Source organism: Rhizobium grahamii, assembly GCF_009498215.1.
GTDB lineage: Bacteria > Pseudomonadota > Alphaproteobacteria > Rhizobiales > Rhizobiaceae > Rhizobium > Rhizobium grahamii_A.
Genome location: NZ_CP043498.1, coordinates 2,089,457 through 2,114,373, shown reverse-complemented (window position 1 = coordinate 2,114,373; position 24,917 = coordinate 2,089,457). Strand labels below are relative to the sequence as shown.

Below are 24,917 nucleotides of genomic sequence, written 5' to 3'. Positions count from 1 at the left end.
CGGTTACTCGAACTCGATGACCGTGCTTTCGAAGCGGACGACCACCGTGCCGTCCGCGATCGTGCCCTCGCAGAGAATGCTGTTCAGCCTTCGTCCCGGACGCGATGCAAGGGCGCGGCTGGATAGAAACGTCACGGTGTAAGTGACTTCCTCACCGGCAAACACCGGCCGTATCCATTGAAGCGTGCGGAAACCGGGTGAGGGGCCGAGCTTCGGCGGCTCGATGCCTTCCGAGAAGAGCCGCAGGCATTCCCGTTCCCAATAGGCAACAAAGGTGTGCATCCAGGCCGCGCAGGTATGCCAGCCCGAAGCACAAAGCCCGCCGAAAAGCGATTGCCTCGCCGCGTCCTCATCGAGATGGAACGGTTGCGGGTCGAAACGCTCGGCGAAATGAACGATCCGTTCCGGTGTGAAGAGATAGCTGCCGATTTCGACCTTCTCGCCGACGGCGTAGCGTTCCGCCATGATCATGCCGGCTTCTCCTGTGGCTCGCGCAGGACGAACATGATCGAATTCTCCGCCACGCAGACAAGCTCGCCCTTCTGGTTCTCGACCTCATGGCGGAATTTCACCATGCCGATACCCGATCGCGAGCGGAGCGGGCGTGCCTCCAGCACCGTCGAGTATCCGGAGATGGTATCGCCGGCCAGAACAGGCTTGCGCCATTCCATGAAGTCGACGCCGGGAGCGCCTTGCGAGTTGGAGCGAAGGAGGAAGCTCTCCGCCATCATCCGCATGAAAAGAGCGGAGGTGTGCCAGCCGGAGGCGGCAAGGCCGCCGAGGATGCTTGCGCGGCCGGCGGTCTCGTCGACATGCATCGGCTGCGGATCGAATTCTTCGGCAAACTCCACGATCTCGGTCGCGGTTACCGTCTTCGGCCCCAGCGCGAAACGTCGGCCGGGCTGAAAATCCTCGAAGGCAAGTTTGGGATCGGACAAATTCGTCTGCACCTCATAGGAGTTTCATATCGATTACAATAGCATCGCCTGAGTTACAACGATTCCAGCGAAAACTTGTCCATGACCGAACTGAAGCAGATACTCGACGATGCAGCGCGCGAAGGGATCATGCCGACGCAAACGATCGATCGCCTCTTGCCATTCCTTGTGGCGCGTGGGGTGAAAGTCGACATGCCTTCGGCCGTTGCGCGCCCTGGAGAGGTGCCGTTTTCGGATACGGAAACGCCGAGCTTCGTGCGCGGCTTTCATGATGTACTGATAACGATCGGCATCGTCGTCGCGCTCGCGGGCCTGTGGGGACTGGCTTCTACCTATGCCGTCCTGCCGGCGATCGTCGTGCTTGCCGAAATCCTTGTCCGGCGGCAGCGGCTGGCCTTGCCGGCTGTCGTCCTCAGCCTTGCGCTCGCGGCGTGGACCGCGGTGATGTCGGCAAGCTGGGTCGGCAGCGGCTTCACCAGCATGAACCTTGGCGGCAGCGATACACTGCAGTTCACGCTCGCGTTTCCCATCGTGATGGGGCTCTTCTATCTCGTCTACCGCGTTCCGCTTTCGCTTGCGCTGTCGATCATGGGAGCGGCAGTCGTTCTGTTGCAGCTTGTCCTGCGGTCCCTCGCGTGGCTCTCCGGTGATCCTCTCTTCGAACTCAATCACCCAGGAGTTCTGTCGATCATCGCGATCGTTTGCGCCGTCGGGCTTTTCGCGCTGGCGATGAGCTTTGACCTGAAGGATCCGATGCGTCGCACCGTCAGTTCCGATGTCGCCTTCTGGCTGCATCTCGGAGCAGCACCGGCCTTGCTTTACAGTGTGCTATCGCTGCCCGGCCTGACAGGCGGAACCCTGAGCGTCCTGCAGACCATGTCGGCGCGCACGCCTTTGGTCGTTGCAACGGTCGTGGCGCTGATGCTCATCGGCCTGATTATCGATCGCCGGGCCTTCGTGACATCGGGATTGCTGTCGCTGGGTTTCGCGCTCTATGGCATCTTCCGCCGTGGGGACGCAAGTATCGATACCTACGTCTTCATCACGCTCCTGACGGTCGGCGTGATCGTCCTCATCATCGGTACCGGATGGATGCCGCTTCGGCGCTTCGTCATGCGCCGTCTGCCTGAGGGCATGCAGGTGAGACTGCCGCCCGCGTAGGCGGCAGTCTTTTCAATTCGGTATCAGGTGTTGAAGCGGAAGTGGATGACGTCGCCGTCCTGGACGACGTATTCCTTGCCTTCGTCGCGGCCCTTGCCAGCTTCCTTGGCGCCGACTTCACCCTTGAAGTTGATGTAGTCGTCGTAGCCGATGGTGAAGGCGCGGATGAAGCCGCGTTCGAAATCGGTGTGGATGACGCCAGCGGCCTGCGGGGCCTTGGTGCCGCGCACGATGGTCCAGGCGCGGGTTTCCTTGGGGCCGACGGTGAAATAGGTGATCAGGTCGAGCAGGTGGTAGCCGGCGCGGATCAGACGGTCGAGACCGGCTTCTTCCAGGCCAAGCGCGGAGAGGAACTCGGTGGCTTCCTCTTCCGGCAGCTGTGCCACTTCGGATTCGATCGCAGCCGAGATGATGACGCACTCGGCGCCCTGCTTCTCCGCCATCTCCGCGACGGCCTTGGTGTGCTCGTTGCCGGTGGAAGCGTCGCCCTCGGCGACGTTGCAGACGTAGAGGACGGGATGCGACGTCAGCAGGTTGAGGCTCTTGAGGATCTCGATCTCCTCAGGTGCCAGCGTCTTCAGGAGAAGACGGGCGGGCTTGCCTTCGTTCAGCAGCTTGATGACCGCTTCCATGACCGGCAGCTGAGCCAGCGATTCCTTGTCCTTGGAGGCGGCGCGCTTGCGGGTCTGTTCGACGCGGCGTTCCAGGCTTTCGAGGTCGGCGAGCATCAGCTCGGTCTCGATGGTGTCGGCATCGCCAACAGGATTGATGCGGCCCTCGACGTGGGTGATGTCGTCATCCTCGAAGCAGCGCAGTACATGCACGACCGCATCGACTTCGCGGATGTTGGCGAGGAACTTGTTGCCGAGGCCTTCACCCTTGGACGCGCCGCGGACCAGGCCGGCGATGTCGACGAAGGAGATGCGGGTCGGAATGATTTCCTTGGAGCCGGCGATAGCAGCCAGCTTCTGCATGCGTGGATCCGGAACCGCGACTTCGCCGGTGTTCGGCTCGATCGTGCAGAAAGGATAGTTTGCCGCCTGCGCCGCCGCCGTCTTGGTCAGCGCGTTGAAGAGTGTCGACTTGCCGACATTCGGCAGACCGACGATACCGCATTTGAAGCCCATGGCCTGAAACCTGCTGTTCTTGAATTCGTTGGTGCTGGCTATGGGGTAAAAGGCGCCTTGCGGTCAAGCTTTTCACGCAAGTCTCTTGCATTCGGAGGGTTGAACCTCAGCCTTTGCAGCGCGATATAGGTATCGGCGAGCCATTCTCGCCTCTCCATGTCATCAACGGGTGGGTTTGCGATGAGTGATAACGATATTGCTCAGAAGCCGAAGACCAAGTCGAAACCGAAGCTGGATCGGCCGAAGCTCTACAAGGTCATCCTTTTCAACGACGACTACACGCCGCGTGAATTCGTGGTGATGATCCTGAAGGCGGTCTTCCGGATGGGCGAGGAAGCCGGCTACCGCGTCATGATGACCGCGCACAAGCTGGGATCGAGCGTTGTTGTTGTTTGCACGAAGGATATCGCCGAGACGAAGGTCAAGGAGGCGATGGATTACGCCAAGGAGGCCGACTTCCCTCTGATGTTGACGGCAGAGCCGGAAGAATAGCCGTCAGCGCCGGATCTGGTATCCGGTCTTGTCCTGGGTAAAGCCGCAGTTCTCGTAGAAGCGCAGCGTCGCAGGATCCTTCGAACCGGTAAGAAGCATGACCTTATAGCAGCCCGTTTCCCAGGCCGCGTTGACGGCATGGCGGATGAGCGCGCCCGCATGGCCACGTTTCCTGTGATCACCATGGGTGACGACATTCTCTATCAATGCGTAGGGCGCGCCGTTTCGCGTCAGGTTCGGCACGACGATCAGTGTAACCGTGCTGGTCGGCACAGCGCCGAGAAAGCCGATAAAAACCGTCATTCCGGGCTGGGCGAGCATCGCGGCGTAGCGTTCTTCCGCTTTGGCAGGGCTGAGCGCGGGATCGCTGGAATTCAAGTGGCCGTAAAGCTCGAGCAGACTTTCAAGATCGCCCGCCGCAGCCGCGCGGATCGAAAACGCCGAGCCGGCCACCGTCACTCTCCCTTGTTCCCGAACATCTTCTTCAGCATTTCGGCCATGGGACCGGTCGTCGGGAGAGCCTTCGGCTGGGCATGGTTCCGTGCCTGATGAATGTGCGACTTGGCGGCGGGCTTTTTCTCCGCCTTCGGGTTGTCCTCGTCGGCCTTGGCGCCGACGGCGAGGGCCAGCTTGTTCATGAGCTGCGAATCTTCCTTCCGCACAAGCATCTCGGCGTTGTCGGCGAGCGCATCCAGCATCGGTTCGAGCCAGGTCTGGTCGACCTTGGCAAAATCGCCGAGTACATAGTGGTGCACCAGATCCTTGTTGCCAGGATGGCCGATGCCGAGGCGCAGACGGCGATATTCCTTGCCACAATGGGCGTCCAGAGACTTGATGCCGTTATGGCCACCGTGCCCGCCACCGGTCTTGATACGGGCCTTAGCGGGGGCAGGTCGAGTTCGTCGTAGATGGCAATGAGGTCGGCGGGTTGCAGCTTGTAGAAGCGCATGGCCTCGCCAACGGATTCGCCCGAGAGGTTCATGTAGGTCTGCGGCTTGATGAGCAACACCTTCTCGCCGCCAAGCTCGCCTTCGGAGATCTCGGCCTTGAACTTCTTCGACCATGGCGAAAAGCTGTGGCGCCGGTAGATGGCGTCGACGGCCATGAAGCCGATGTTGTGTCGGTTGCCGGCATACTTGCTGCCGGGGTTGCCGAGGCCGGCGATGATCAGCATGGGTCTTCGTTCCTTGCGAGGTCGGTTGCCTGTCACCACCGCGAAACGGCGCCGGTGTCAAGCATTCCGTGCTGCTTGGCAGCCTTACTCGGCCGTATGTAGGCCGTACCGAGCGAAAATCTCTTTCTGCGTGCCATCGGCAATGAGCTTGCTCAAGGCATCCTGCATTTTCGCCCGCAGGTCTTCGGGAAAGCTCTTTTCGCAGGCGATGCCCATTGCCTGCGATGCGAGCAGCGCCACGCGCCGCAGCGGCTGCTCCGCCTTTATCTTTTCGAAATAGGGCTCCGAAATTGGCATGAGATCCACGCGACCGTTGAGCAGCTTACGCAGGGTGCCGTTGAAGTCGCTGGCGAGATCGATCCGGGTGAAGCCTTTTTCCTTCAGAAGCGTCTCGGTGTAGTCGCCGCGATGGGTGCCAACCGTGTACTTCTTGGCATCATCAAGATCGGTTGCGGAGACGCTCGATCCTACCTTGGCGACGAGGATGTTGCGGTCGACCAGAAGCGGTTCGATCCACTTGAAGATCTGATCGCGCTGCGGGCTGTGGGCCGTCGTGAAAACGCAGCTCATCGGTGTCGTCTGAGCCTGGCTGTAGGCGCGTGTCCAGGGCACCATCTCGATCGAGTAATCGACGCCGACAGCAGTCATGATCTTGTCGACCTGCTCTATGGAGGCGCCTTTCAGCACCTTGCCCTCGCGGTAGCTGAAGGGCGAGTATTCCTCGGTTAGAAGTGTGACGGTCGCGGCCTGTGCGGCGACAAACGAAGGAAGGCAAAGCAGCGCGAGTAGCATCAAGCGTTTGAACATCAGGCCTTCCTCGGGGTTGTCAGGATGCGCGCGCCACCACAGGCGTTGCATCAGCGAGTATCTCGATCAGGCGATCGGCATTCTGGGGCGATGGAAGAGATAACCCTGCCCGAAATCGAGGCCCATGTCATGCAGCGTTCGGCATTCGTCTTCGGTCTCTATGCCTTCGGCGATGACGGCGCAGCCCATCTTGTGGGAGAGCGTCGTGATGCTCTCGACCAGCGTCCGGCTCTTTTGGCGCACGCCTTCGTTTGCGTCGTTGATCGACCGCGTGAAGGACTGGTCGACCTTGATGATATCGACAGGGAAGCGGTTCAGGTAGCTCAGCGACGAATATCCGGTACCGAAATCGTCGAGCGCGATGCGGCAACCAAACCGGCGAATCTCGCCGACGATCGTTCGGATTTCCGGGTTGTTGTGCATGAGCACGGCTTCGGTGATCTCGACGACAATCCGCTCCGGCCGGATACCGTGGCGTCCGAGCAGCGAGGCCAGGCGCGCGGGGAGGGCTGCTTCGAACTGCAAGGGCGAGAAATTGATGGCGAGATAGCTGTCCTGCATGCCGGGCAGCCGCGATATGCGCGCCAGATGCGAGATTGCCTTTTCCATGATCACATTGCCGACGCGAACGATCCTGGAGGTTTCTTCGGCGACCTCGATGATATCGGCGGGCGCCATCAGGCCTTTCTGCGGATGGTTGAGGCGCATCAGAGCTTCGAAGCCGGCAATGCCGCGGCCGTTCAGGTTCACGATCGGCTGCAGATAGGCGTCGAACCAGTTTTCCGACAATCCGGTTTCGATGCAGGTCTCGATCTCGGCGCGGGCCCGGGCGTGGTCCAACATGCTGTTGTCGAACAGCTGCGCACCGTTCTTTCCGTCGCGCTTCTTGGCGTACATCGCCATATCGGATTTCTGCAGCAGCTCGGCAGCATTCATCGCATGGTGCGGGTAGATCGCGATGCCGACGCTGGCGCTCAGATGCAGGTCGGAACCGAACGGGTCGTGGAAGACGGAGGCGATCTGCTCGGCCATCGCGGTGGCGCGTCGTACGGCGTCCTTGGCGGGCAGCAGGATGGCGAACTCGTCGCCCCCGAGGCGCGCGGCCTCGTCCGACGGTGCAAGATGCATCTTGAGCCGCTCGACAAATTCGCGCAGCGCGTTGTCACCCTCGGCGTGACCGAGATTGTCGTTGATCCACTTGAAACGGTCGAGGTCGACGAAGAGGCAGGCGAGTTCGTTGCCCGTCTGGTCGGCCTGGTGGATCTTCCGGTCGAGGACCGCTTCGAAGCCCTGGCGGTTTAGCAAGCCGGTCAGGTGATCGCTGATCGCCTGCTGGTGGTTGCGCGCTTCGGAAGCCTTCAGCTCGGTGACATCGGTCATGACCGAGAGCGAGAGGAGATCGTGTCCGCCGGTCGCGGCCTTCGATTCCAGGATCAGAACGTCCATCAGGCGGCCGTTGGCGCAGATGAACTTGACGGTAACACCCGAAGCTGCCGCGCTGTCGCTACGCGTATTGCGGTCGAGGAAGATGTCGCGGGTTTCGGCGGTGACGAGATCGATGAAGCGCTTTCCGATGACGTCGCGCCTGAGGTAACCGGTTGCGAATAGCCAGTAGTCGCTGACGGCGGTGATCCGGTTTTCCTCGTCGAGCGAGAACAGCATCGCGGGCGTCAGGTCGTAGATGTCGATCGCGCGCCTGTGGGCGAGCTTGAGTTCGCGTTCCTCGCTCTCGAGCTTCGACTGCATCTCATTGAAGCTGCTGGCCAGGCGGCCCATTTCGTCGTTCGAACGCCAGTCAACGTGGTGGCGCGATCCCAGCTGCCCGGTCGCCTCGATGGCCGCGATCAAACGCATCAGCGGGCGAATGACGAAGATGCGGTTGCCGATCAAGGCGGCGCTGAAGACCGTGAGAACGGCGAACACGAAGATCGCCATGAAGACGATCTCTTCATGCTTCAGCCCGCCGAAGAGACCGAGCGCAGGATAGAATACGGAAATGGTGCCGAGGTTCTTGGGGCCATCGACGGTGTTGTAGATGATCGCGCGGGACACCTGGATGAGTTCGCCGCGGAAGGACTTCGGGATTGTCGACTGGGTGACGTCGAGCTGGCCGGACTGATCGCGAACCTGAACCTTGACGATCGCACCTTGCGAAACGACGGTGGCGCTGATCTGGGCCACGCTGTCGTCATCCAGGTCCCATAGCGGCTTGGCGAGCGCCTGCGCATTGGCGACAAGAAGAACGGAGATGTGGTCGCGGATTTCCTTGTCGGCTCTTTCGGAGGACAGAAAAAGGAACAGCACGAAGAGGGGCGCAACGAAGAGAAGCAGTGCTCCGCAGACGATTGCGAGAAATCTATTCTGAACGGAATTGTGCATTTGTTCCGTTTTTCCCCTTGCCGCATTCTGGCCGTTTCCTGGTGCCCTCGGCATCCTCCGGACGGTCCTGAATGCTTCCCCGAAATGTATTAAATGTTGCTGAAACGGCCCCTTTCGCCAAAATGAAAAAGCCCGCCTTCGTGAGAAAGCGGGCCGTATGCTTTACAAATTATGGAAGCTATCAGGCTTCGGCTTCTTCGGCGCTTTCGTCAACGCCGCCAGCCGGAGCAACGATCGTTGCGATCGTGAAGTCGCGGTCGATAACCGTCGAAACGCCCTTCGGCAGAGTGACTTCCGAAATATGGATGCTGTCGCCGATCTTCTTGCCGCTGAGGTCAATGTTGAAGAATTCCGGGATAGCGTCTGCCGGGCAATGAACTTCGATTTCGTGACGAACGATGTTCAGAACGCCGCCGACCTTGAGGCCCTGAGACTTCTCTTCGTTGATGAAGTGAACCGGGATCTCAACGGTAACCTGGGTGTTGCCGGATACGCGCAGGAAGTCCACGTGCATCGTGAAATCACGGACGGGATCCAGCTGGTAGTCCTTCGGCAGAACCTTGTACTTCTTGCCGTCGACGTCGATCGTCGCGATCGTGGTCATGAAACCACCGGCATGAATGCGCTTCGTCACCTCATTGGTGCTCAGCGAGATAGAAATGGGGGCCTGCTTGTCACCATAGATGACAGCGGGGATAAGACCATTGCGGCGAAGTTCACGGGCGGACCCCTTACCAACCCGTTCGCGCGCCTCGGCCTTGAGCTCGTAGCTTGCGTGGCTCATGACTTTTCCTTCCGAGGTTATTTGGAGAGCTCGGCGCAGGCATTGCCTGTCGCTGAACTGGAGGCGGGTTTCCCCATCCTCATCCGCATTGCCTCCAAGGGTGTCTGTGCGGACGCGTGCGCTATAGTATAGATGGCCCACAAAGGCAAGGCAGTATGACTTTACGACGTCACACCGTCGGCAAGCTCCCGGCGAGTTGCCGTCCGGAAGAGGAATTCGAGGTTGCGGCGCGTCGCCAACACTTAACCATATGGCTGGAATTCGTCACGCATTAATGAATGCTAATGTCGCGATGAATATAAGGGAGCTGTCTCAATACGGTTCCTCATATGCTCCGCCTTATTACCTGCATCGGCATCGAACACAGCGCGCTGCACCTCCTCTTTGCTACCGTCATCTGCATTTCCGGCTCGCTGTTGACCGTGCGGCTGTTTTCCAGGGTACGGCGAACGCAGGCGCTGCAGCGGATCAACTGGCTGTTCTTGTCTGGATTCGTCGGCGGTTCGACGATCTGGACGACGCACTTCATCGCCATGCTCGGCTATCAGAGCCCGGTTCTGTTCGGCTACGAGGCGGAGCTGACGCTTCTGTCGTTGTTCATCGGCATCACCTCGGCGATTGCCGGCTTTGCCATCGCGTCGCTCGGGCGGGACAAGAGCGTCTTTATCGAAGCTGGCGGTGCAATCGTCGGTCTTGGCGTTGCGGCGATGCATTATGTCGGCATTTCCGGCTACAAGGTTGCCGGTGAGATCCAGTGGAATCAAGCCTATGTGATCTGCTCGCTGTTGACCGGTGGCTTCTTCGGTGCTCTGGCGACCAACCGGGTCGTGCGGCCGAGCCGGCGCTTGAGCAAATGCGGTGCGGCCATTCCGTTGCTGCTCGCGATCGTTTCCACGCATTTCCTCGGCATGGCCGGGATGACGATCGTTCCCGATGTGGGTGTTTCCGTGCCGCCGGAAATCCTGTCGGTCGGCATCATGACGGGTCTCGTGGGGGCGGTGATGATCGTGATCCTGCTTCTCGGCGCCTCGACCTATATCATCGACATGCAATCGACAGTCGCGGCCGTTGCCCGCTATCGCCATCTTTCCCTGCATGATCCGTTGACGAACCTCGCGAACCGGGCCGCTTTGAACGAGCACCTTCCAGCGCTGACAAAGAGCCTCAACGACCTGACCAGCAGCATCGCGGTTCTCTGCTTCGATCTCGATCGCTTCAAGGAGATCAACGACGTGCACGGCCACGCGGCGGGCGATGCCGTGCTGCGGGCGATCGGCGAACGATTGGCGTCGGTGACCGGGCCAGAGCGGTTTGCGGCGCGTGTCGGCGGCGACGAGTTCGTCGTCGTCATGCGCGACCACATCGCACGCCCGGAGGCGCGCAATCTCGCGCAGCGTCTGCTGGAAGAGATCGAGCGCCCCGTCGAGTGGAACGGGCAATCTCTCTGCGTCGGTTCCAGTATCGGCATTTCGAGCTTTCCCGACCGGGCGCGCACGATCGACGATCTGCTGTCACAGGCCGATGTCGCCATGTACCGCGCCAAGTCGACGATCGGCGGCAGCATTTGCTTCTACGATCCCTCGATGGACGAGGCGGCTCGCGCCCGCAACGCGCTCGCCATCGAGATGCGCGATGGTCTCAAGCGCGGCGAATTCCTGCTTTTCTACCAGCAGCAGAACGATACGGTGAGCCGGGAGGTCGTCGGTCTGGAAGTTCTTCTGCGCTGGCAGCATCCGACACGCGGATATGTACCGCCGACCGAATTCATTCCGATTGCTGAAAAGACCGGCTTCATCATGGAGCTGGGCGAGTGGGTGATGCGGACGGCCTGCGCGGAGGCTGCCACCTGGCAAAACCCGTTGCGCATCGCTGTCAACGTTGCGGCTCAGCAGCTTGCCGACAGCCGCCTGCCGCAGATCGTCCATCAGATCCTGATGGACACCGGCCTTGCGCCTGCCCGCCTTGAAATCGAGATCACCGAATCCGGCATCGTTGCCGATCACGTGCATGCCTTGAACGCGATACGTCGCCTCAAGGGACTGGGCGTGCGGATAGCGATGGACGATTACGGAACGGGCTATTCCTCACTCTCGACGTTGCAGAGCTTCCCGTTCGACAAGATCAAGATCGACCGTGCCTTCGTCGAGGGTGTTACCAACAACAAGCAGTCGGCGGCGATCGTTCGATCGACGCTTATTCTGGCGCAGAGCCTCGACATTCCGGTTCTCGCCGAAGGCGTGGAGCGGGAGGAGCACGTCGATTTTCTGCGGCGGGAAGGATGCCCGCAAGTGCAGGGCTTCCTGTTCAGCAGGCCGGTTCCGCGTCATGAGATCGAAGAACTTGTCGGCAGACCGGCTTCAAAATCCGCTGCGAACGAGCAAGCGGCGCCCAGCATTGACGGTTCGCGCGGCGCGGCGGCGTGATCGCGGCAACCCGTCGGGGTTGACATCAGCCCATCGCACACTTCACATGCCCACCAAATGAGGCAGGAGAAATTCGGTATGCGTCTCAACGCCATAGTTCTCGTTTGTGCTGTCGTTGCGGGCATGGCCGAGCCGGCCCTTTCCGCCGACATCACCCAGCAGGGCGCGGATAATCTCAAGCGCGACCTGACACGCCTCCTGCCGAAAGATGCGCAGAAGAACGGCAGCATCAAGGTCAATCCGGCGGGTGAACGCTACGAGATCATCTACGACCTCGACAAGATGCTGAAGACCTTCGGCAGTCATGCCGGCCTGTCGGTTTCCGGGCTGACCCCGTGGTCGATATTCGCGACGCCGGAGGACGGTGGGCTTTGGAAGCTTGAGGGCGACAACTCGCTCGACGTTTCCGGAACCATCAAGGCCGAAGGGCAGTCGACGACGGATTTCTCCTACGGCATCGATTCCTACGTCTTCAACGCGCTGTTCGATCCCGCGATCAGCTATCTCCGCTCCGGCGACTTCTCGACGAAGGCGATACGGCTTACCTCCAAGACGGACAAGGAAGAGGTAAAGGTCACCGCCGCGAATTCCACGACGAAACTAACCTCGTCGGACAACGAGCAGCCCGGCAGGACGAATTTCGCCGCCAGCGGAAGCATGACGCAGCTGTTCGAGAGCGTCAGCGGCACCGATATGCCGCTGGTCGAGATCCGGGCTGACGCACTGGACTTCGCGGCCGCCGTCAACGGCGTCGCGGCCAAGGAACTCCGCGAGATCGTAGCCTTCGTCATCGCCCATGCCGACGACAAGAAACTGAAGCGGGCAGACAGCGAAAAGCTTAAGTCGCTGCTGCGTGATGCGTTCCCGCTGGTAACCAGCTTGAACGAAACCATCAGCTTCAACAACGTGACCGTTTCGGCCAAGGATGGCAGCGGCGGTGCCAAGAGCATCGACTACAACATCGCCATGGCCGGCCCAACCAACGCGACCCGGTTTGACGTCGGCGTCGCGGCGCAGGGGATCACGCTCGATAGCGCGCTCGTTCCCGCAGCCTATTCCGCGTTCCTGCCGCAATCCTTCAGCATGCAGTTCTCCATGCCGGACATGGATTTTGCCACCTTCGGCGATGAGCTGTTGAAGATGGACTTCACGAAATCCAAGGGGTCGGACGAAGCGGGCAAGAAGGCGTTCGAGAAGCTCTTCAAGGACGACAACCTGGTGATTGGTTTCCCCAAGATTTCCGCGGTTTCCAGCATGTATGATGTCGATGTTTCCGGCGAATTGCGCGGGCACTCGACGTCGCAGAAGGACTATTCGCTGGACGCATCGATCCTCGTGCGGGATTTCGACAAGACGATCACTGCCATCCAGGATCTCGCCAAGACCAACCCAGACCTGAACCAGGTCTCGTTTGGGCTGATGATGGCGAAGGGCTTTGCGAAGACCGATGCCGACGGGCGTCAGCGTTGGGATATTAACGTCGCCAAGGACGGCGCCGTGACGATCAACGGTCAGGTCGTCAAGGGCGCCGATTAGCATTTCGACGGCCTCTTGCGCGTCTGGCGATGCAGGTTCATTCTGGCGTAGCCTTGGTGCTCAATTGAGCCGGGCCTGCCAGCTTGTGGACTGGCGTAAGGGCGGCTGCGATGAACTGTGCGGCCTGCGGTTTTGTGATCCAGAGCGGCTTTGCGTTTTGTCCCAAATGCGGCGCAAAGCAACCGATCTCTTGTGCCGCCTGCGGCCAGCAATGCGCTCCCGACTTTCTGTTTTGCCCCCGCTGCGGAAAGCCACTCGGCGACAGTTCCGCCGTACGCCCGGAACCGGCTGCCCCGGAGATCGTACCCGCGACGCGTGGTCCGGATGACGCTGCCGCTGACCGGCGGCCGCTGACAGTGTTGTTCGCGGACCTCTGCGGTTTCACGACGCTGAGCGAGAAGTTCGATCCGGAACTGATGCGCAGTCTGCAGAACGAGCTTTTCGATGAGCTCAGCCGTTGTGTCGTTGCCTATGGCGGCTTCGTCGACAAGTTCGTCGGCGATGCGCTCCTGGCACTTTTCGGTGCTCCGACGGCCCATGAGGACGATCCGCACCGGGCTCTCTGCGCGGCAATGGACATGGAAAGAGGCGTCGCCGAGCTCGGAGCCCGCAGACACGAGTTCGCCGGAATTCCCCTTCAGCTTCATATCGGCATCAATACCGGTCCTGTGGTGACCGGTAGCTTCGGGACAGGCGGTGCGCGCTCCTATTCAGTGACAGGCGATACGGTCAATACAGCCCAGCGCCTGCAATCCCTGGCCGCGCCGGGCGAAATTCTCGTCGGTCCGGTAACGCACCGGCTCACCCGCCATGCCTTCGGGTTCGAAAACCTCGGGACACAGGAGTTGCGCGGAAAGAGTGGTATCGTCGCCGTGCACCGCCTCATCGGTGCGCTGGAAACGCCGCACGCGGCGCGCGGTCTGGAAAGCCTCGGCCTGCGGGCCGAAACGATCGGTCGCGATGCCGAACTGGCACGGATGACCGGCTGCCTCGAGCTTGCCTGCGCCGGCAGCGCGCAGCTGGTGCAGCTCGTCGGCGAGGCGGGGATCGGGAAGTCGCGGCTCGTTCGCGATTTCCTGACCAGGATCGAGAAGGACGATGCATTCACCGACGTCGTGGTGCGTTGCGCGGTCTGCTCTCCGCTCGGCGATCAATCCTACGGCACGCTGGCCTCGGTGCTGCGCAGTGCCTACGGGATTGCAAATCGCGAGAGTGCGGCCAAGACCGTCGAGCTTCTGACCGCTGGTCTGAGAGGACTGGGATTTCCCGAGGAGAACGTCGCGGAGCTTTCGCCGCTTCTGTTCTGCGTATTCGGTTTCGGTGATCCTGGCGATGCGCTTCGCCATCTCGAGCCAGAGCAACTGCGGCGGCAGATTTTCTATGCGACGCGCACAATCATCGAGCGCCGCCTGGCGATCAGTCCGCTCGTCCTCGTCGTGGAGGACATGCACTGGGCCGACGCCGCCTCGATCGATGCCCTTCGGTTCGTGCTGGATCGGCTGGAGAGGGCGCGGTTGATGATGCTGACCACCGCACGGTCCTCGGAGGAGGGCGAGGGGCTCGCATCGAACCGAACCAACCGCACGATTCTGAGGCTGGTGCCGCTGTCGCTTGCCGATGGAGAACGGCTGCTATCGCAGTTCTTCGGAGCTGAGCTTCCCCCGGATATCCGCACGGGAATTCTCACGCGGTCGGGTGGTAATCCGCTGTTCATCGAGGAAATCGTCCGCAGTCTCATCGATACCGGGATGGTGGCTTCTCGTGACGGTGTCTGGGCTTTCTCCGCCGGAGATGGCGGGGCGGAGATCCCGATGAGCCTGCAGGCGATGCTGCTTGCGCGCATCGATCGGTTGCCCTCCGACATGAGGCGGTTGTTGCAGGAAGCCGCTGTGGTGGGGCCGCGTTTTGAAGCCGTTCTGTTGCAGGCGGTGGCGTCGGATCGGGCAAATGTCGAAGCTGGCCTCGATGCGCTTTGCGCGGCGGAAATTCTGGTCGAGGAGGTGAGAGGGCCGTCGGGCGGAACCTATGCTTTCACGCAAACCCTGCTGCACGATGTCGTCTATCACAATCTGCTGCTGCAGCGACGCAAGGAACTGCATGGCCGGATCGGGGTCGCGATGGAACGGCTGCTGCCGGCCAGCTTGCCTCGGCTCGAGGATGTCGCGTTGCTGGGACACCACTTCTGTCAAGCCGATGAGGTTGCCAAGGGTGCCCACTATCTGACCGAAGCAGGTGACCTGGCCGGAAAGGCCTATGCCAATGACGACGCGATGCGGCTCTATCTCGAAGCCTTCGCCGCGATCGGCGACCGAACCGCTATGCTGCGACAGAAGCTGACGCTCTGCGAGCGCTTGGCGGATCTCTGCATTGCCGCCGGTGACCGCAGCGCTGCACTCGGCTATTGCGAGGAAGCGCTTGCGGCGTATCGAGCCAGTAACGACCGGTCAGCGGCGGCGCGGATGCTGCGAAAGCTCGGCCGCCTCAATGTGAATGCCGGCAGGCGAGACCTCGCGGATGCCTTCTTCGTGGAAGCCAGCACCTGCCTGGAAGGTATGCCCGCATCCATCGAACTGGCCCATCTGCTACAGGAACGCGGGCATCTCGCCTTCAGGCAGGGGGATCATCAGGCGGCGGCGCGCTGGGCCGATGAAGCGCTGGCGTGCCTCGCGGACGTGAACCTCACCAATGCGGAAGCGGCGCAGGCGAGAGCAGAAGCGCTGAACACCAAGGGCGTTGCCCTTGCGCGCCTGGGTTATCATCGGCAAGCCGTGGGGGAAGTCGAGGCCAGTCTTCAGGTGGCCGAGCAGGCACAACTGCTTCGTGCGGCATGCAGGGCCTACTCCAATCTCGGCGTGCTCTACGCCATCGTCGATCCCGCCAGCGCCATCAAGGTTTGCCGGCGCGGGCTCGATGTCGCGATCGGGATCGCGGACCTTGGTTTCCAGGCAAGGCTTCACGCCAACCTTGCGGTCGCATGCTGCACTTTCACCGATCGATGCGCGAGCGAAGGGTTGCCGGCAGCGGAGCGCGCGATCGAGATCGATCGGGCGCTCGACCAACGCGACCATCTCGCCGTGCCGCTCATCGTTCTCGGTCAGATCCATCAATGCCACGGCGAGCTGCGGTCGGCACGGCGATGCTATCAGGAAGCGCTCCAGCTGGCGGTGGAGATTGGTGAGCCGCAGCTTCTGTTTCCATGCTATGATGGATTGGCGACACTGGATCTCGAGACAGACGACATGGCGAGTGCGGAGCATAATTTCGCATTGGCAAAGGACGTTTGTGCCCGCCATGGCCTGGATCCCGATGCACTCGTCGTGTTGCCTTTTCTGGACTGAAGAATGCGGCGGTTCGAGGCCGTCAAATAAAGCGGCGTACCGAGTTTCGTTGCCGACGCATTGCGCCGGCGGACAGGCGAAGGAGGAGACCATGCCGGAGACCCAGAGTGACAGACCCCTGAAGCCAGGCGATCGCGCGCCCAATGTCGTGCTCGACGCGATCACCCGTCAGGGAAAGATCGCCATTGATGATTTTCGCGGCCAGAAACCGGTTCTGGTTGGTCTCTTTCGCGGATTGCATTGTCCCTTCTGTCGTCGCCAGATTGCCGCCATGGCGAACCTCGCCGGCGAGTTGCAGCAGAAGGGCATCGAGAGCCTAACCGTCGTCAATACGCCGACCGAGCGGGCAAGGCTGTATTTCCGATATCACCCTTTGCCAAACCTGCTGGCCGCTTCCGACCCGGACAGGATTTCGCACCGTGCATTCGGGCTCCCCAATGTAGAGTTCACGGAATCGGAGACGGCATGGCCTTACAAGGTCGGGCTCAACGTGGTGAACTCGATGCGCCTCGACATGCCCGAACTGCCGCAGCCGATGGATCCGATGGCGGCGACGGAATACCTCGACAAGGCCGACGGGTACGAATTCGACGATGACGACAGGCGCATGATCGCGAAGGGCGAGGGGCAGCTGGTCGGCGAATTCCTCCTCGATCGAGACGGCTTCGTTCGCTGGTGCTTCACCGAGGTCGCGGATGACGGACGCCATATGTTCGGTGTTCCGGCACCCCAGGAGGTGATGTCGGCCGCATCTCACATGACGGCCTGATGCGCGTCAGGGCCGGCACTCTCCCTGCGCAATGATACGGAAGCCGCCGTTGTCTGCTTCGCATGCGTTCGGGAAAGTGCGCATCTCAGGTCCACGCTGGCCACAGACAGGCCGATACTCGCGTGTGCAGATACCGCCTGGCCTCTGCGGGCGATCAGGCTCGGGGTGTGGAGGCCCCGGTTGTGGTGGCATCGGCGTGACAGGTGGCTGGCGACGGCATTCGCCCCGAGCGACGATCGCAAAGCCGTCGGCGCGAGCCTGGCAGGCATTCGCGAACGTCTGCATTCGTCTGCCCCGTTCGCCGCAGACAGGGGCGTATTCCATCGTGCACATCTGCTGCTGTGGCGGGCGGGGGCGAGGCGGTGGTCGCGAGTAGCCGGGATCTGTCTCGACCGTGCAGGCGGACAGCACCGGCGCGATCAAGATCAGTGCAAGCTTTTTGGCGGATATGAACCGGGTGTGTCGCATCGCCATCCTCGAAACTGAAGAATTTCGAAGAACTCTAGCGGAAGCTGCACGTCGGCAAAAGCCCCGGCGTGCAGGCACGATTTCCGATCAATCGAAGAGGCTGGAGACAGACTCTTCCTGGCTCGTGCGGTTGATCGCTTCGCCTATGAGGCTCGCCGTGCTGATGACACGGATATTATGCGCCGACTGTACAGCCGTGGTCGGCTGAATGGAGTCGGTGGTAACGAGCTCGCGAAGCTTTGAGGAGGTGATGCGGGTTACCGCGCCACCCGAGAGAACACCGTGGGTGATATAGGCGGTGACGCTGGCGGCACCCTGGGCGAGCAGGGCGTCAGCGGCGTTGCAGAGCGTGCCGCCGGAATCGACGATGTCGTCGATCAGCAGGCAATCCTTGCCTGTCACGTCGCCGATAATGTTCATCACTTCGGATTCACCGGGGCGGTCGCGACGCTTGTCGACGATCGCCAGCAGACAGTCCAGGCGTTTGGCGAGCGAGCGAGCGCGCACCACGCCGCCGACGTCAGGCGAAACGACCATGACGTTGCCGAGATTGTAGTTCGCCTTGATGTCGCGCGTCAGGATCGGCACGGCATAGAGGTTGTCTGTCGGGATATCGAAGAAGCCCTGGATCTGCCCGGCATGGAGATCAAGCGTGAGAACGCGATCGGCGCCTGCTTCAGTAATGAGGTTCGCGACGAGCTTGGCCGAGATCGGCGTACGCCCGGAAGCGCGGCGATCCTGACGAGCATAGCCGAAGTAGGGAAGGACCGCCGTGATGCGACGTGCCGAAGAGCGGCGCATAGCGTCGATCATGATCAGCAGTTCCATCAGGTGGTCATTCGTCGGGAAGGACGTCGACTGCACGAGGAAGACATCCTCGCCGCGCACATTTTCCTGGACTTCGACGAAGATTTCCTGATCGGCAAACCTTCGGACGGTGGCTCTGCCCAAGGGCACATTGAGATAGTTGCAGATCGCTTCGGCGAGATGCCGGTTCGAATTGCCTGCGAAAACCTTCATCTTGGTCCGCCTGTTACCTGCTGATAGCCGCGCTTTTTAGCCAGCTTCTTCGTGAATGCAAGCGTAAAGGCGCCTCAAGCTTCCATATTTCTGAAAAGCTTGTGGCTTAGCCGCCACGCCCTCGCGCCACGACGAAAACTCACTGATCGTTCGCGATGCGATCTGCTGCATCACGGATGCCGGAACGCCTGCCCACGGGTCCTTGGCAGAAGACGGCACCTGTTCCTGTCCTTGTATGCGGTGGAGGCGGGCGCCGCTGTTATCAAGCACGTCCCACACGTAGACCACCGTGATATTTCCGCTGTCGGTGAAGGCGGATAGATAGCCCTTGAGGATATAGGCGCTACTGTTGTCGTTGGAGCTCTTGATCGAAAGGCCGTGGGCGCGCGCCTCGTTGCCGAGCTGCCTGGACAATGGCGTGACGGCCTGCACCGGGGCGCCGATGATCGGAAGGAAGCGCACCGTCGCGCCGCCCTGTGCCGGAGCCGATCGCAGCATTGCCGTCTGCTCCGGCTTCGCGGCGGGTTGCTCGACCATATCCTCTTCTTCTGCCTGCGCGTTCGATACCGGCTCGGAGAGAGGCTGGCTCCGCATCGGCGCTGAAACCGCGGGGGCCGGGTTTCGTTCTGAAGCGCCAGCGCCTGCTCGTCCATGGTTTTCGGCGGAGCGCCGCTTCCCTGCCTTGGCTGCTGGACGTAGCCCGGCTGCTCAACATAGGCCGGATGATAGCCGCCGCTGTTCTGACGGGACTCGACTGCAAAGGCCTGTCTGCGTGAGGAGGCGCCAGCCATCTGCTCGGCTTCGCCCTGGCTGACGGGGGATGAGCGCTGTGCGCTCGAGGTTTCGCCGATGTCGACGAGAGGCGTCAGCGTCAGTGCGTCCGTGGTATTGCAGGCAGAGAGCAGGGCAAGGCATGCAAAAATCGTGGATGCTGTCGCAAGTCGCGTCATCCCTCGTGTCGTCCTTCCCGCATGCGCGTAGAGCCCCGGCTGACTTTATGACGGCGCGGGTCGGTCCGTGTCAATTGCGGATTGTCGTCGATCAAGGCTCAGACGTTGAGGAAGTCGAGCGGATGCCGGGAAAGGGCGCGCGGTGCGCCATCGGTGGTCAGATAGGTCTGGCCAAGCGTCATCGCGGCACCGCTGTCGGAGTCCATGATGATCATATGGAGGAAAAGCGACATGCCGGGCTCGATCGGCTGCGGGTTGCCGACATGGAACATCTGGTGCTCCATCCACGAGGGGGAGAAGCGGGCGCCCAGCGAATAGCCGCAGGCATTCAGGCGATGGCGCGCCAGTCCGCGCTCATCCATGATTTTGGCGTGCATGTCGAAGACATCGCCGAAGACCTTGCCTGGAGTAAGGACGGTTTCGGTCGCCTGCATGGTCTCCAGGCAGGCATTATAGAGCTCGCGATGCCGATAGCTCGGCTCTCCGATCACGATCGTTCGCATCATGGCCGCATGATAATGAGCATAGGCGCCGGCCCATTCGAGCGTCAGCTGGTCGTTTGTGTCGAGCTTGCGACGACCGGCCTTGTAGCGGCAGAGCAAGGCGTCCTGCGCGGAGCCGACAATGAATTCGTTGGCGGCGTAGTCGCCGCCGCCGGCGAGCACGGCTCCCTGCATCGCGGCCAGGATTTCAGCTTCGTCAGCGCCGGGCTTCGTCAGGGCGAGGGCAGCGTCAAGCGCGTCGTCGGCAAGCGCTGCTGCCTTCTCGACATAGACGATTTCGGCGTTGCTCTTGACCAGCCGCAGCCGGCTGACGAGGTATGACGCATCGATGATCTGGCCGAACGTGGTCAGTTGCGTATCCAGCTGGCGGGCAACGCGTCCGGTCATTCCATGCGTGTCGTATTCCACACCGATGCGGGCACCGAGCAGGTCCATCTCGACCAGCATGTTCTTCAGGTCGACGGTCGGATCGGCGTTCACGCGGTCGACCCAGATCTGGATATCGTCGAGGATCGAGGTGTGACGCGCCTGCCTGAGGTCGGCGGAACGCGTCAACAGCGCCATCGTGCCGTCGGCCTTCACCACGAGCGTCTGGAAGAAGCAATAACCGAAGGTGTCGTATCCGGTCAGCCAGTACATGCTTTCCTGCGCGAACAGCAGGACCGCATCCAGCTTCTCTTCCTTCATTCCGTCGGTGAGCCGTATCAGGCGGTTTGCGAATTCGGTCTTTTCGAAATGAAGGGCCATGTCGTTCAAACCTCCCTTATGGCAATCGCTGAGATCTGCCGGCCGTAGTCCGGTTCGCGATTGTGCGTCGTTCGGCGATAGGAGAAGAAGCGTTCGTCGTCGGGATAGGTGCAGATGCCGAGGCTTTCGGCGCGAATGCCTGCCGCACGCAGTCTATCGACTGTCAGCGTCGGAAGATCGAACATCGCGTGGCCGGGTTTCGACGACGGGGTGAAATAGCGTTCGTAAGCCGGGTCGTAGGCGAGGAAGCGATCGACAAATTCGGGGCCGACTTCATAGCTGCTGCGGCTGATCGACGGGCCAAGGCAGGCAACGATCGTCTGGCGGCTGGCGCCAAGCTTTTCCATCGCGTCGATGGTGTTTTCGAGAACGCCCGTCAGCGCACCTTTCCAGCCGGCGTGCGCCGCACCGATGACCCCGTGTTCGGGATCGGCAAAAAGGACCGGGCCGCAATCGGCGGCGAGAACGCCCAGCACAACGCCCGGCGTCGCCGTCACCATCGCATCGGCTGCGGGGCGGGTGCCGTCATATCCGGGCTCGATAACCACGACATCCGGCGAATGAACCTGATGAACGGTGGCAAGACTTGCCTCTGGTAGATCGAACCATTCGGCGACGCGCCTGCGGTTCTCGACTACCTTTTCGCGCGAGTCGTTCGAGCCGAGGCCGACATTCAGTCCTCGATAAATTCCCTCGGACACGCCGCCCTGCCGGGTGAAGTATCCATGGCGAATGGCCTCGCCCGTCGCCTCTGTCAGAAGGGCGCTTTGGAGGGGTGCCGGGGAGGGCGTGTCAGTCATCAGCAATTCCGAGATTGGTATGGGCTTCTTTTCGAAACAGTCTTCAACAAGAGCGAATGTTGGTCAGTCGAAAACATCCTGTCAATCTACTGGTCGAAAAGGCATGAGATCGACCGCCGGATAGGAAACGGCCATGACCTTGAACAGTTCCCCCATTTTGCCTTCGCCTTCACCGGCCAGCCGATCGACGGCAGCCTGGATCATCTGCTGGGTGTTCGGCTGACGGTCACGGCCGAGGGCGGCAGCGCGCTCCAACAGGCCAAGACCGACGAGGAAATCGCCCTGATGCAGCAGGCCGTTCAGATAGAGGCCTGATGCCTGGGCGGTTTCCGCAAGCGCCTGAAAGTCGACATGCGAGGTGAGATCGGCTTCGCCGGGATGAGCCAGCGGCGGGTCGAATTCATGCATGCGGACCGCCTGAAGCGTGTCGCCGAAACTGGTAGTCAGGTGGCCGTAGTCGATCGCAAGTGCGGTGCCGCCGAACTGCATCAGGCGGTCGCCGATCGCCGTCATCACAGACTGGCGGGCAGGCGAGATCTCGAACAGCGTCCCGACCGGAACGGACGAGGCCTGGGCTGGCAGCAGGGACGGGTCGACGCCCGCAACGCCGACACCGAACGACAACTCGTCCTGCGCATCAACGCCGACCATGCGTTCGCGAAAGCCGGTGGGGGTCTTGATGAATTGGCGTATCGGGATCGCATCAAAGAGCTCGTTGGCAGCGATCAGGGTAAAGCCCTGCGGTACTTCGTCGAAGCTGTCATGCCAGCTGATCCTGCCCTCGTGCGCCACAAGTGTTTCCTGCTGGACATCCCGCAGGCGTTCGCTCGTTTCGACCAGATGGATGCTCATCGCATCGAAAAGAGGCGGCGCGAGGCGCTCGATGACGCGAAGCATGTCGGCCATCATGGTCCCGCGGCCGGGTCCGATTTCCACCAACCTCGCGTCAGCAGGCGCACCGTGGCGCTGCCAGGCATGGACGATGAAGACGCCGATCATTTCGCCGAATAGCTGGCTGACTTCAGGGGCGGTCACGAAATCGCCGGAGCGGCCGAAGGGTTCGCGTGTCCTGTAGTAGCCGTGATCAGGGTCGGCCAGGCAAAGCGAAAAGTAATCCGTTACGCTGATCGGACCGTTGGCCTGGATGATCGTCTTGATCTTTTCCCCGAGAGCAGTCGTCATGGGCTCCTCCGTACCGGCACAGGTCAGCTTTGCAGGGCCGCGCGGCTGCGGGCGCGGAGGATCGCCCACAGGCCAAGCAGGACCATCGGCGAGGACAGAACCATCCCCATGGTCAGCCAGTTTGTTCCCAGCAGATAGCCAAGCTGCGCATCGGGCTCGCGGAAGAACTCGACGAATATCCGCGACAGAGCGTAACCGCAGACGAATACGCCGGTGACCAGGCCTGGTGTCTTCAGGGCGCGGAACGCGAAAATCAGGATCGTCAGCACGGACAAGAGAACGATGCCTTCGAGGCCTGCTTCATACAGTTGGCTGGGGTGGCGGGCGAAGGGGCCGCCGTTCGGGAACACGAAAGCCCAAGGCACATCGGTCAGGCGGCCCCAGAGTTCGCCGTTGATGAAGTTCGCGATGCGGCCGCAGAACAGGCCAATCGGAACCACGGCCGAAACGATGTCGAAAAGGCTCCAGAGCGGAATGCCGTTCCGTCGCGCGAAAATGATCATCGCGATCGTGGTGCCGGTCAGGCCGCCGTGGAAAGACATGCCGCCGTTCCAGATCTGAATGGCCCGGATCGGGCTCTCGATGACGGCAGGCATGTCGTAGAAGAGAATGTAGCCGATGCGGCCGCCGAGAACGATGCCCAGTGCCACCCAGACAATGAAGTCATCGAGTTGGGTCTTGGAGATGGGCGAGGCGTTGCCCGGCCAAAGGGCGTCATTGCCGGCAATCAGGCGCGCGTAATACCAGCCGAGCATGATGCCGGCGACATAGGCGAGGCCATACCAGTGAATCGCGATGGGGCCGATCGAAAACGCGATCGGGTCGATATTCGGAAAAGGCATGATTGCCAGGAGGTTGGCTACTGTCGGCAAGGTGTCCCCATCCGCTGGCGCACGGACCCATCGAGGGCTGAAAGACTCAATGTCCGTACGCGTCTTCGAAGTGCAAAGGCATCCGATCCACGTCTTTTTCAAGGCGCTCGGCACCCAAGGTTGGCGGAAGATGGCCCTGAGCCGACGGGTGGTCAAGTCGATTGTGAGCGATGGGTCACGCAGGCTGCCTCTTATCCAGCGCAAAGCGCTTGCATCCTTAACGGCGAAGCCCTACCTCATTTCCGAGGGCCACCGATGGCCGGAATTCAAGTGTTTCAAAGGGAGTAGTCCGCCATGACGACAGGGACAAACCGCATCATGGACGAGTTCGCCAAGCTCATGACCGATGCGGCTGGCGCGGCCCAGGGCGTTCGCAAGGAAATCGAAACGGCTTTCAGTGCGCAGGCCGAGCGCTGGCTCAACAGCCTTGACGTCGTCAAGCGTGAGGAATTCGAGGCTGTTCGCGAGATGGCCATCAAGGCTCGCGACGAAAACGACGCGCTGCTGGCGCGCATTGCTGCTTTGGAAGAGAAGCTGGCAGCAGCCGGCAAGTAATCCCGTTCTGACACAGGTCGCGGTGTGACCTTTAAGAGACACGCCGCGGCTACACCCAAAAAATCAGGTGTGCTTATCCACCTGTGGACACTGCCAAAAAAGCCAATTCGCAGAGTCGTTTAATCCCTCCTCCTGAATGCAAATCCGAAGACCTTTCCACAGTGGCGTTCCCTAAAAGGCCCTCATGGGGCTAGCATACCCCGGACGCATTATACACTGATTTTAAATGATGATTCGAAGCGGTTGGTAAGCTCCAGGCAGGGTAACTGCGTAAGTCTGGTAGCGGTTCAACGGTCATCTGGGTTGGTGGTTTCCGGTAGCTGCGTGTGTTCTTGCTTGCGTCGTGTTTGACGAAGTTGGGCCGCATTCACTCCGGTCAAGAAGGTGCTGCATGAGCCTTATGGAATTGGAAGTCGAGCGTCAGTCGAACCCGGTCGATATGATCGAGTACGTCGCCGCCAATAACGACTGGGCTTTCGAGCGGTCTGGCGATGATGAAATCGCGATGACGGTCGAAGGCAAATGGACGGACTACCACGTCTCCTTTTCCTGGATGGAAGAGTTCGAAGCGTTGCATCTTGGATGCGCGTTCGACGTCAAGGTTCCGGAACAGCGGGTCAACGAGGTGACGAAGCTTCTGGCTGGCATCAATGGCCAGGTGCTAATGGGGCATTTCGACCTCTGGCGCCAGGAAGATGTCATTATTTTCCGTCAGTCTCTTCTGCTTGCTGGTGGCGCAGAACCGACGAACCGCCAGGTCGAGGTGTTGCTTGCGAGCGCGCTCGATACCTGCGAGGCCTATTATCAGGCCTTTCAGTTCGTGATCTGGTCCGGGATGGACGCTGCTCGCGCCATGGAAGCGGTTCTGTTCGAAACGGTAGGCGAAGCGTAA

20 protein-coding genes and 3 pseudogenes are annotated in these 24,917 nt (G+C 60.9%); 8 read left to right on the top strand and 15 right to left on the bottom strand.

Features of this window, described 5'->3' with window-relative positions; genetic code table 11:
• Positions 1 to 3 precede the first annotated feature (3 nt).
• On the bottom strand, positions 4 to 471 hold the full coding sequence (locus FZ934_RS10295) for a MaoC family dehydratase (protein WP_153270991.1): 468 nt from the start codon (positions 469 to 471) through the stop codon (positions 4 to 6).
• Positions 468 to 938 carry a MaoC family dehydratase gene (locus tag FZ934_RS10290; RefSeq protein WP_153270990.1) on the bottom strand — a complete coding sequence of 157 codons (471 nt, stop codon included), beginning with the start codon at positions 936 to 938 and terminating at the stop codon, positions 468 to 470. The genes FZ934_RS10295 and FZ934_RS10290 overlap by 4 nt, the downstream gene beginning before the upstream one ends.
• Positions 939 to 1,019: 81 nt before the next feature.
• Between FZ934_RS10290 and FZ934_RS10285 the strand changes: the two genes are divergently transcribed.
• Positions 1,020 to 2,099, top strand: coding sequence for a hypothetical protein (locus tag FZ934_RS10285; RefSeq protein WP_153270989.1), 1,080 nt, complete (start codon positions 1,020 to 1,022; stop codon positions 2,097 to 2,099).
• 23 nt (positions 2,100 to 2,122) lie between these two features.
• Here the strand turns inward: FZ934_RS10285 and ychF are convergent, their stop codons facing one another.
• Positions 2,123 to 3,226: a redox-regulated ATPase YchF gene (ychF, locus tag FZ934_RS10280; protein ID WP_153270988.1), complete on the bottom strand. Its 1,104-nt coding sequence runs from the start codon at positions 3,224 to 3,226 to the stop codon at positions 2,123 to 2,125.
• 180 nt (positions 3,227 to 3,406) lie between these two features.
• Between ychF and clpS the strand changes: the two genes are divergently transcribed.
• A complete protein-coding gene (gene clpS / locus FZ934_RS10275) occupies positions 3,407 to 3,718 on the top strand; it encodes an ATP-dependent Clp protease adapter ClpS (RefSeq protein ID WP_153270987.1) in 312 nt (103 codons plus the stop codon).
• 3 nt (positions 3,719 to 3,721) lie between these two features.
• Here clpS and FZ934_RS10270 read toward each other — a convergent pair whose 3' ends face one another.
• The 5 genes and pseudogenes from FZ934_RS10270 to FZ934_RS10250 all read right to left on the bottom strand — a co-directional run bounded on the left by FZ934_RS10270 (position 3,722) and on the right by FZ934_RS10250 (position 8,862).
• Positions 3,722 to 4,171: a GNAT family N-acetyltransferase gene (locus FZ934_RS10270; RefSeq protein WP_153270986.1), complete on the bottom strand. Its 450-nt coding sequence runs from the start codon at positions 4,169 to 4,171 to the stop codon at positions 3,722 to 3,724.
• Between the two features lie 2 nt (positions 4,172 to 4,173).
• Positions 4,174 to 4,892 (bottom strand): annotated as a pseudogene (gene pth / locus FZ934_RS10265) (aminoacyl-tRNA hydrolase).
• Positions 4,893 to 4,976: 84 nt separating this feature from the next.
• Entirely contained in the window at positions 4,977 to 5,699 is a 723-nt protein-coding gene (locus FZ934_RS10260; RefSeq protein ID WP_153270985.1) for a substrate-binding periplasmic protein, read from the bottom strand.
• Positions 5,700 to 5,718: 19 nt separating this feature from the next.
• Positions 5,719 to 8,078: pseudogene (locus FZ934_RS10255) on the bottom strand (EAL domain-containing protein).
• Positions 8,079 to 8,259: 181 nt separating this feature from the next.
• Complete coding sequence (locus FZ934_RS10250; protein ID WP_153270983.1) at positions 8,260 to 8,862, bottom strand: 50S ribosomal protein L25/general stress protein Ctc; 603 nt, start codon at positions 8,860 to 8,862, stop codon at positions 8,260 to 8,262.
• 329 nt (positions 8,863 to 9,191) lie between these two features.
• Here FZ934_RS10250 and FZ934_RS10245 point away from each other — a divergent pair, with 329 nt between their 5' ends.
• From FZ934_RS10245 to FZ934_RS10230, 4 genes are all read left to right on the top strand, one after another.
• Positions 9,192 to 11,285, top strand: coding sequence for a putative bifunctional diguanylate cyclase/phosphodiesterase (locus FZ934_RS10245; RefSeq protein WP_153270982.1), 2,094 nt, complete (start codon positions 9,192 to 9,194; stop codon positions 11,283 to 11,285).
• A gap of 78 nt (positions 11,286 to 11,363) precedes the next feature.
• Positions 11,364 to 12,821, top strand: a complete 1,458-nt coding sequence (locus FZ934_RS10240) for a hypothetical protein (RefSeq protein WP_153270981.1) — start codon at positions 11,364 to 11,366, stop codon at positions 12,819 to 12,821.
• Between the two features lie 110 nt (positions 12,822 to 12,931).
• Positions 12,932 to 16,159 carry an adenylate/guanylate cyclase domain-containing protein gene (locus tag FZ934_RS10235; RefSeq protein ID WP_153270980.1) on the top strand — a complete coding sequence of 1,076 codons (3,228 nt, stop codon included), beginning with the start codon at positions 12,932 to 12,934 and terminating at the stop codon, positions 16,157 to 16,159.
• Between the two features lie 91 nt (positions 16,160 to 16,250).
• A complete protein-coding gene (locus tag FZ934_RS10230) occupies positions 16,251 to 16,928 on the top strand; it encodes a peroxiredoxin-like family protein (RefSeq protein WP_153270979.1) in 678 nt (225 codons plus the stop codon).
• A 6-nt stretch (positions 16,929 to 16,934) separates the two neighbouring features.
• Here the strand turns inward: FZ934_RS10230 and FZ934_RS10225 are convergent, their stop codons facing one another.
• From FZ934_RS10225 to lgt, 7 genes and pseudogenes are all read right to left on the bottom strand, one after another.
• Positions 16,935 to 17,261, bottom strand: coding sequence for a Kazal-type serine protease inhibitor domain-containing protein (locus tag FZ934_RS10225; protein WP_432443619.1), 327 nt, complete (start codon positions 17,259 to 17,261; stop codon positions 16,935 to 16,937).
• 222 nt (positions 17,262 to 17,483) lie between these two features.
• Positions 17,484 to 18,416, bottom strand: a complete 933-nt coding sequence (locus FZ934_RS10220; protein WP_153270977.1) for a ribose-phosphate pyrophosphokinase — start codon at positions 18,414 to 18,416, stop codon at positions 17,484 to 17,486.
• A 120-nt stretch (positions 18,417 to 18,536) separates the two neighbouring features.
• A pseudogene (locus FZ934_RS10215) lies at positions 18,537 to 19,366 on the bottom strand (hypothetical protein); the annotation flags it as partial.
• Between the two features lie 98 nt (positions 19,367 to 19,464).
• On the bottom strand, positions 19,465 to 20,616 hold the full coding sequence (locus tag FZ934_RS10210; protein ID WP_153270976.1) for a M24 family metallopeptidase: 1,152 nt from the start codon (positions 20,614 to 20,616) through the stop codon (positions 19,465 to 19,467).
• 5 nt (positions 20,617 to 20,621) lie between these two features.
• Positions 20,622 to 21,416: a peptidoglycan editing factor PgeF gene (pgeF, locus tag FZ934_RS10205; RefSeq protein ID WP_153270975.1), complete on the bottom strand. Its 795-nt coding sequence runs from the start codon at positions 21,414 to 21,416 to the stop codon at positions 20,622 to 20,624.
• 81 nt (positions 21,417 to 21,497) lie between these two features.
• A complete protein-coding gene (locus tag FZ934_RS10200; protein WP_153270974.1) occupies positions 21,498 to 22,598 on the bottom strand; it encodes a class I SAM-dependent methyltransferase in 1,101 nt (366 codons plus the stop codon).
• Positions 22,599 to 22,621: 23 nt separating this feature from the next.
• The gene (gene lgt, locus FZ934_RS10195) at positions 22,622 to 23,470 is read right to left on the bottom strand and encodes a prolipoprotein diacylglyceryl transferase (protein WP_194273698.1); all 849 of its coding nucleotides are present in this window, start codon (positions 23,468 to 23,470) and stop codon (positions 22,622 to 22,624) included.
• A 294-nt stretch (positions 23,471 to 23,764) separates the two neighbouring features.
• Between lgt and FZ934_RS10190 the strand changes: the two genes are divergently transcribed.
• Entirely contained in the window at positions 23,765 to 24,025 is a 261-nt protein-coding gene (locus FZ934_RS10190; protein WP_113361828.1) for an accessory factor UbiK family protein, read from the top strand.
• A gap of 391 nt (positions 24,026 to 24,416) precedes the next feature.
• Positions 24,417 to 24,917: a YbjN domain-containing protein gene (locus FZ934_RS10185; protein ID WP_113361829.1), complete on the top strand. Its 501-nt coding sequence runs from the start codon at positions 24,417 to 24,419 to the stop codon at positions 24,915 to 24,917.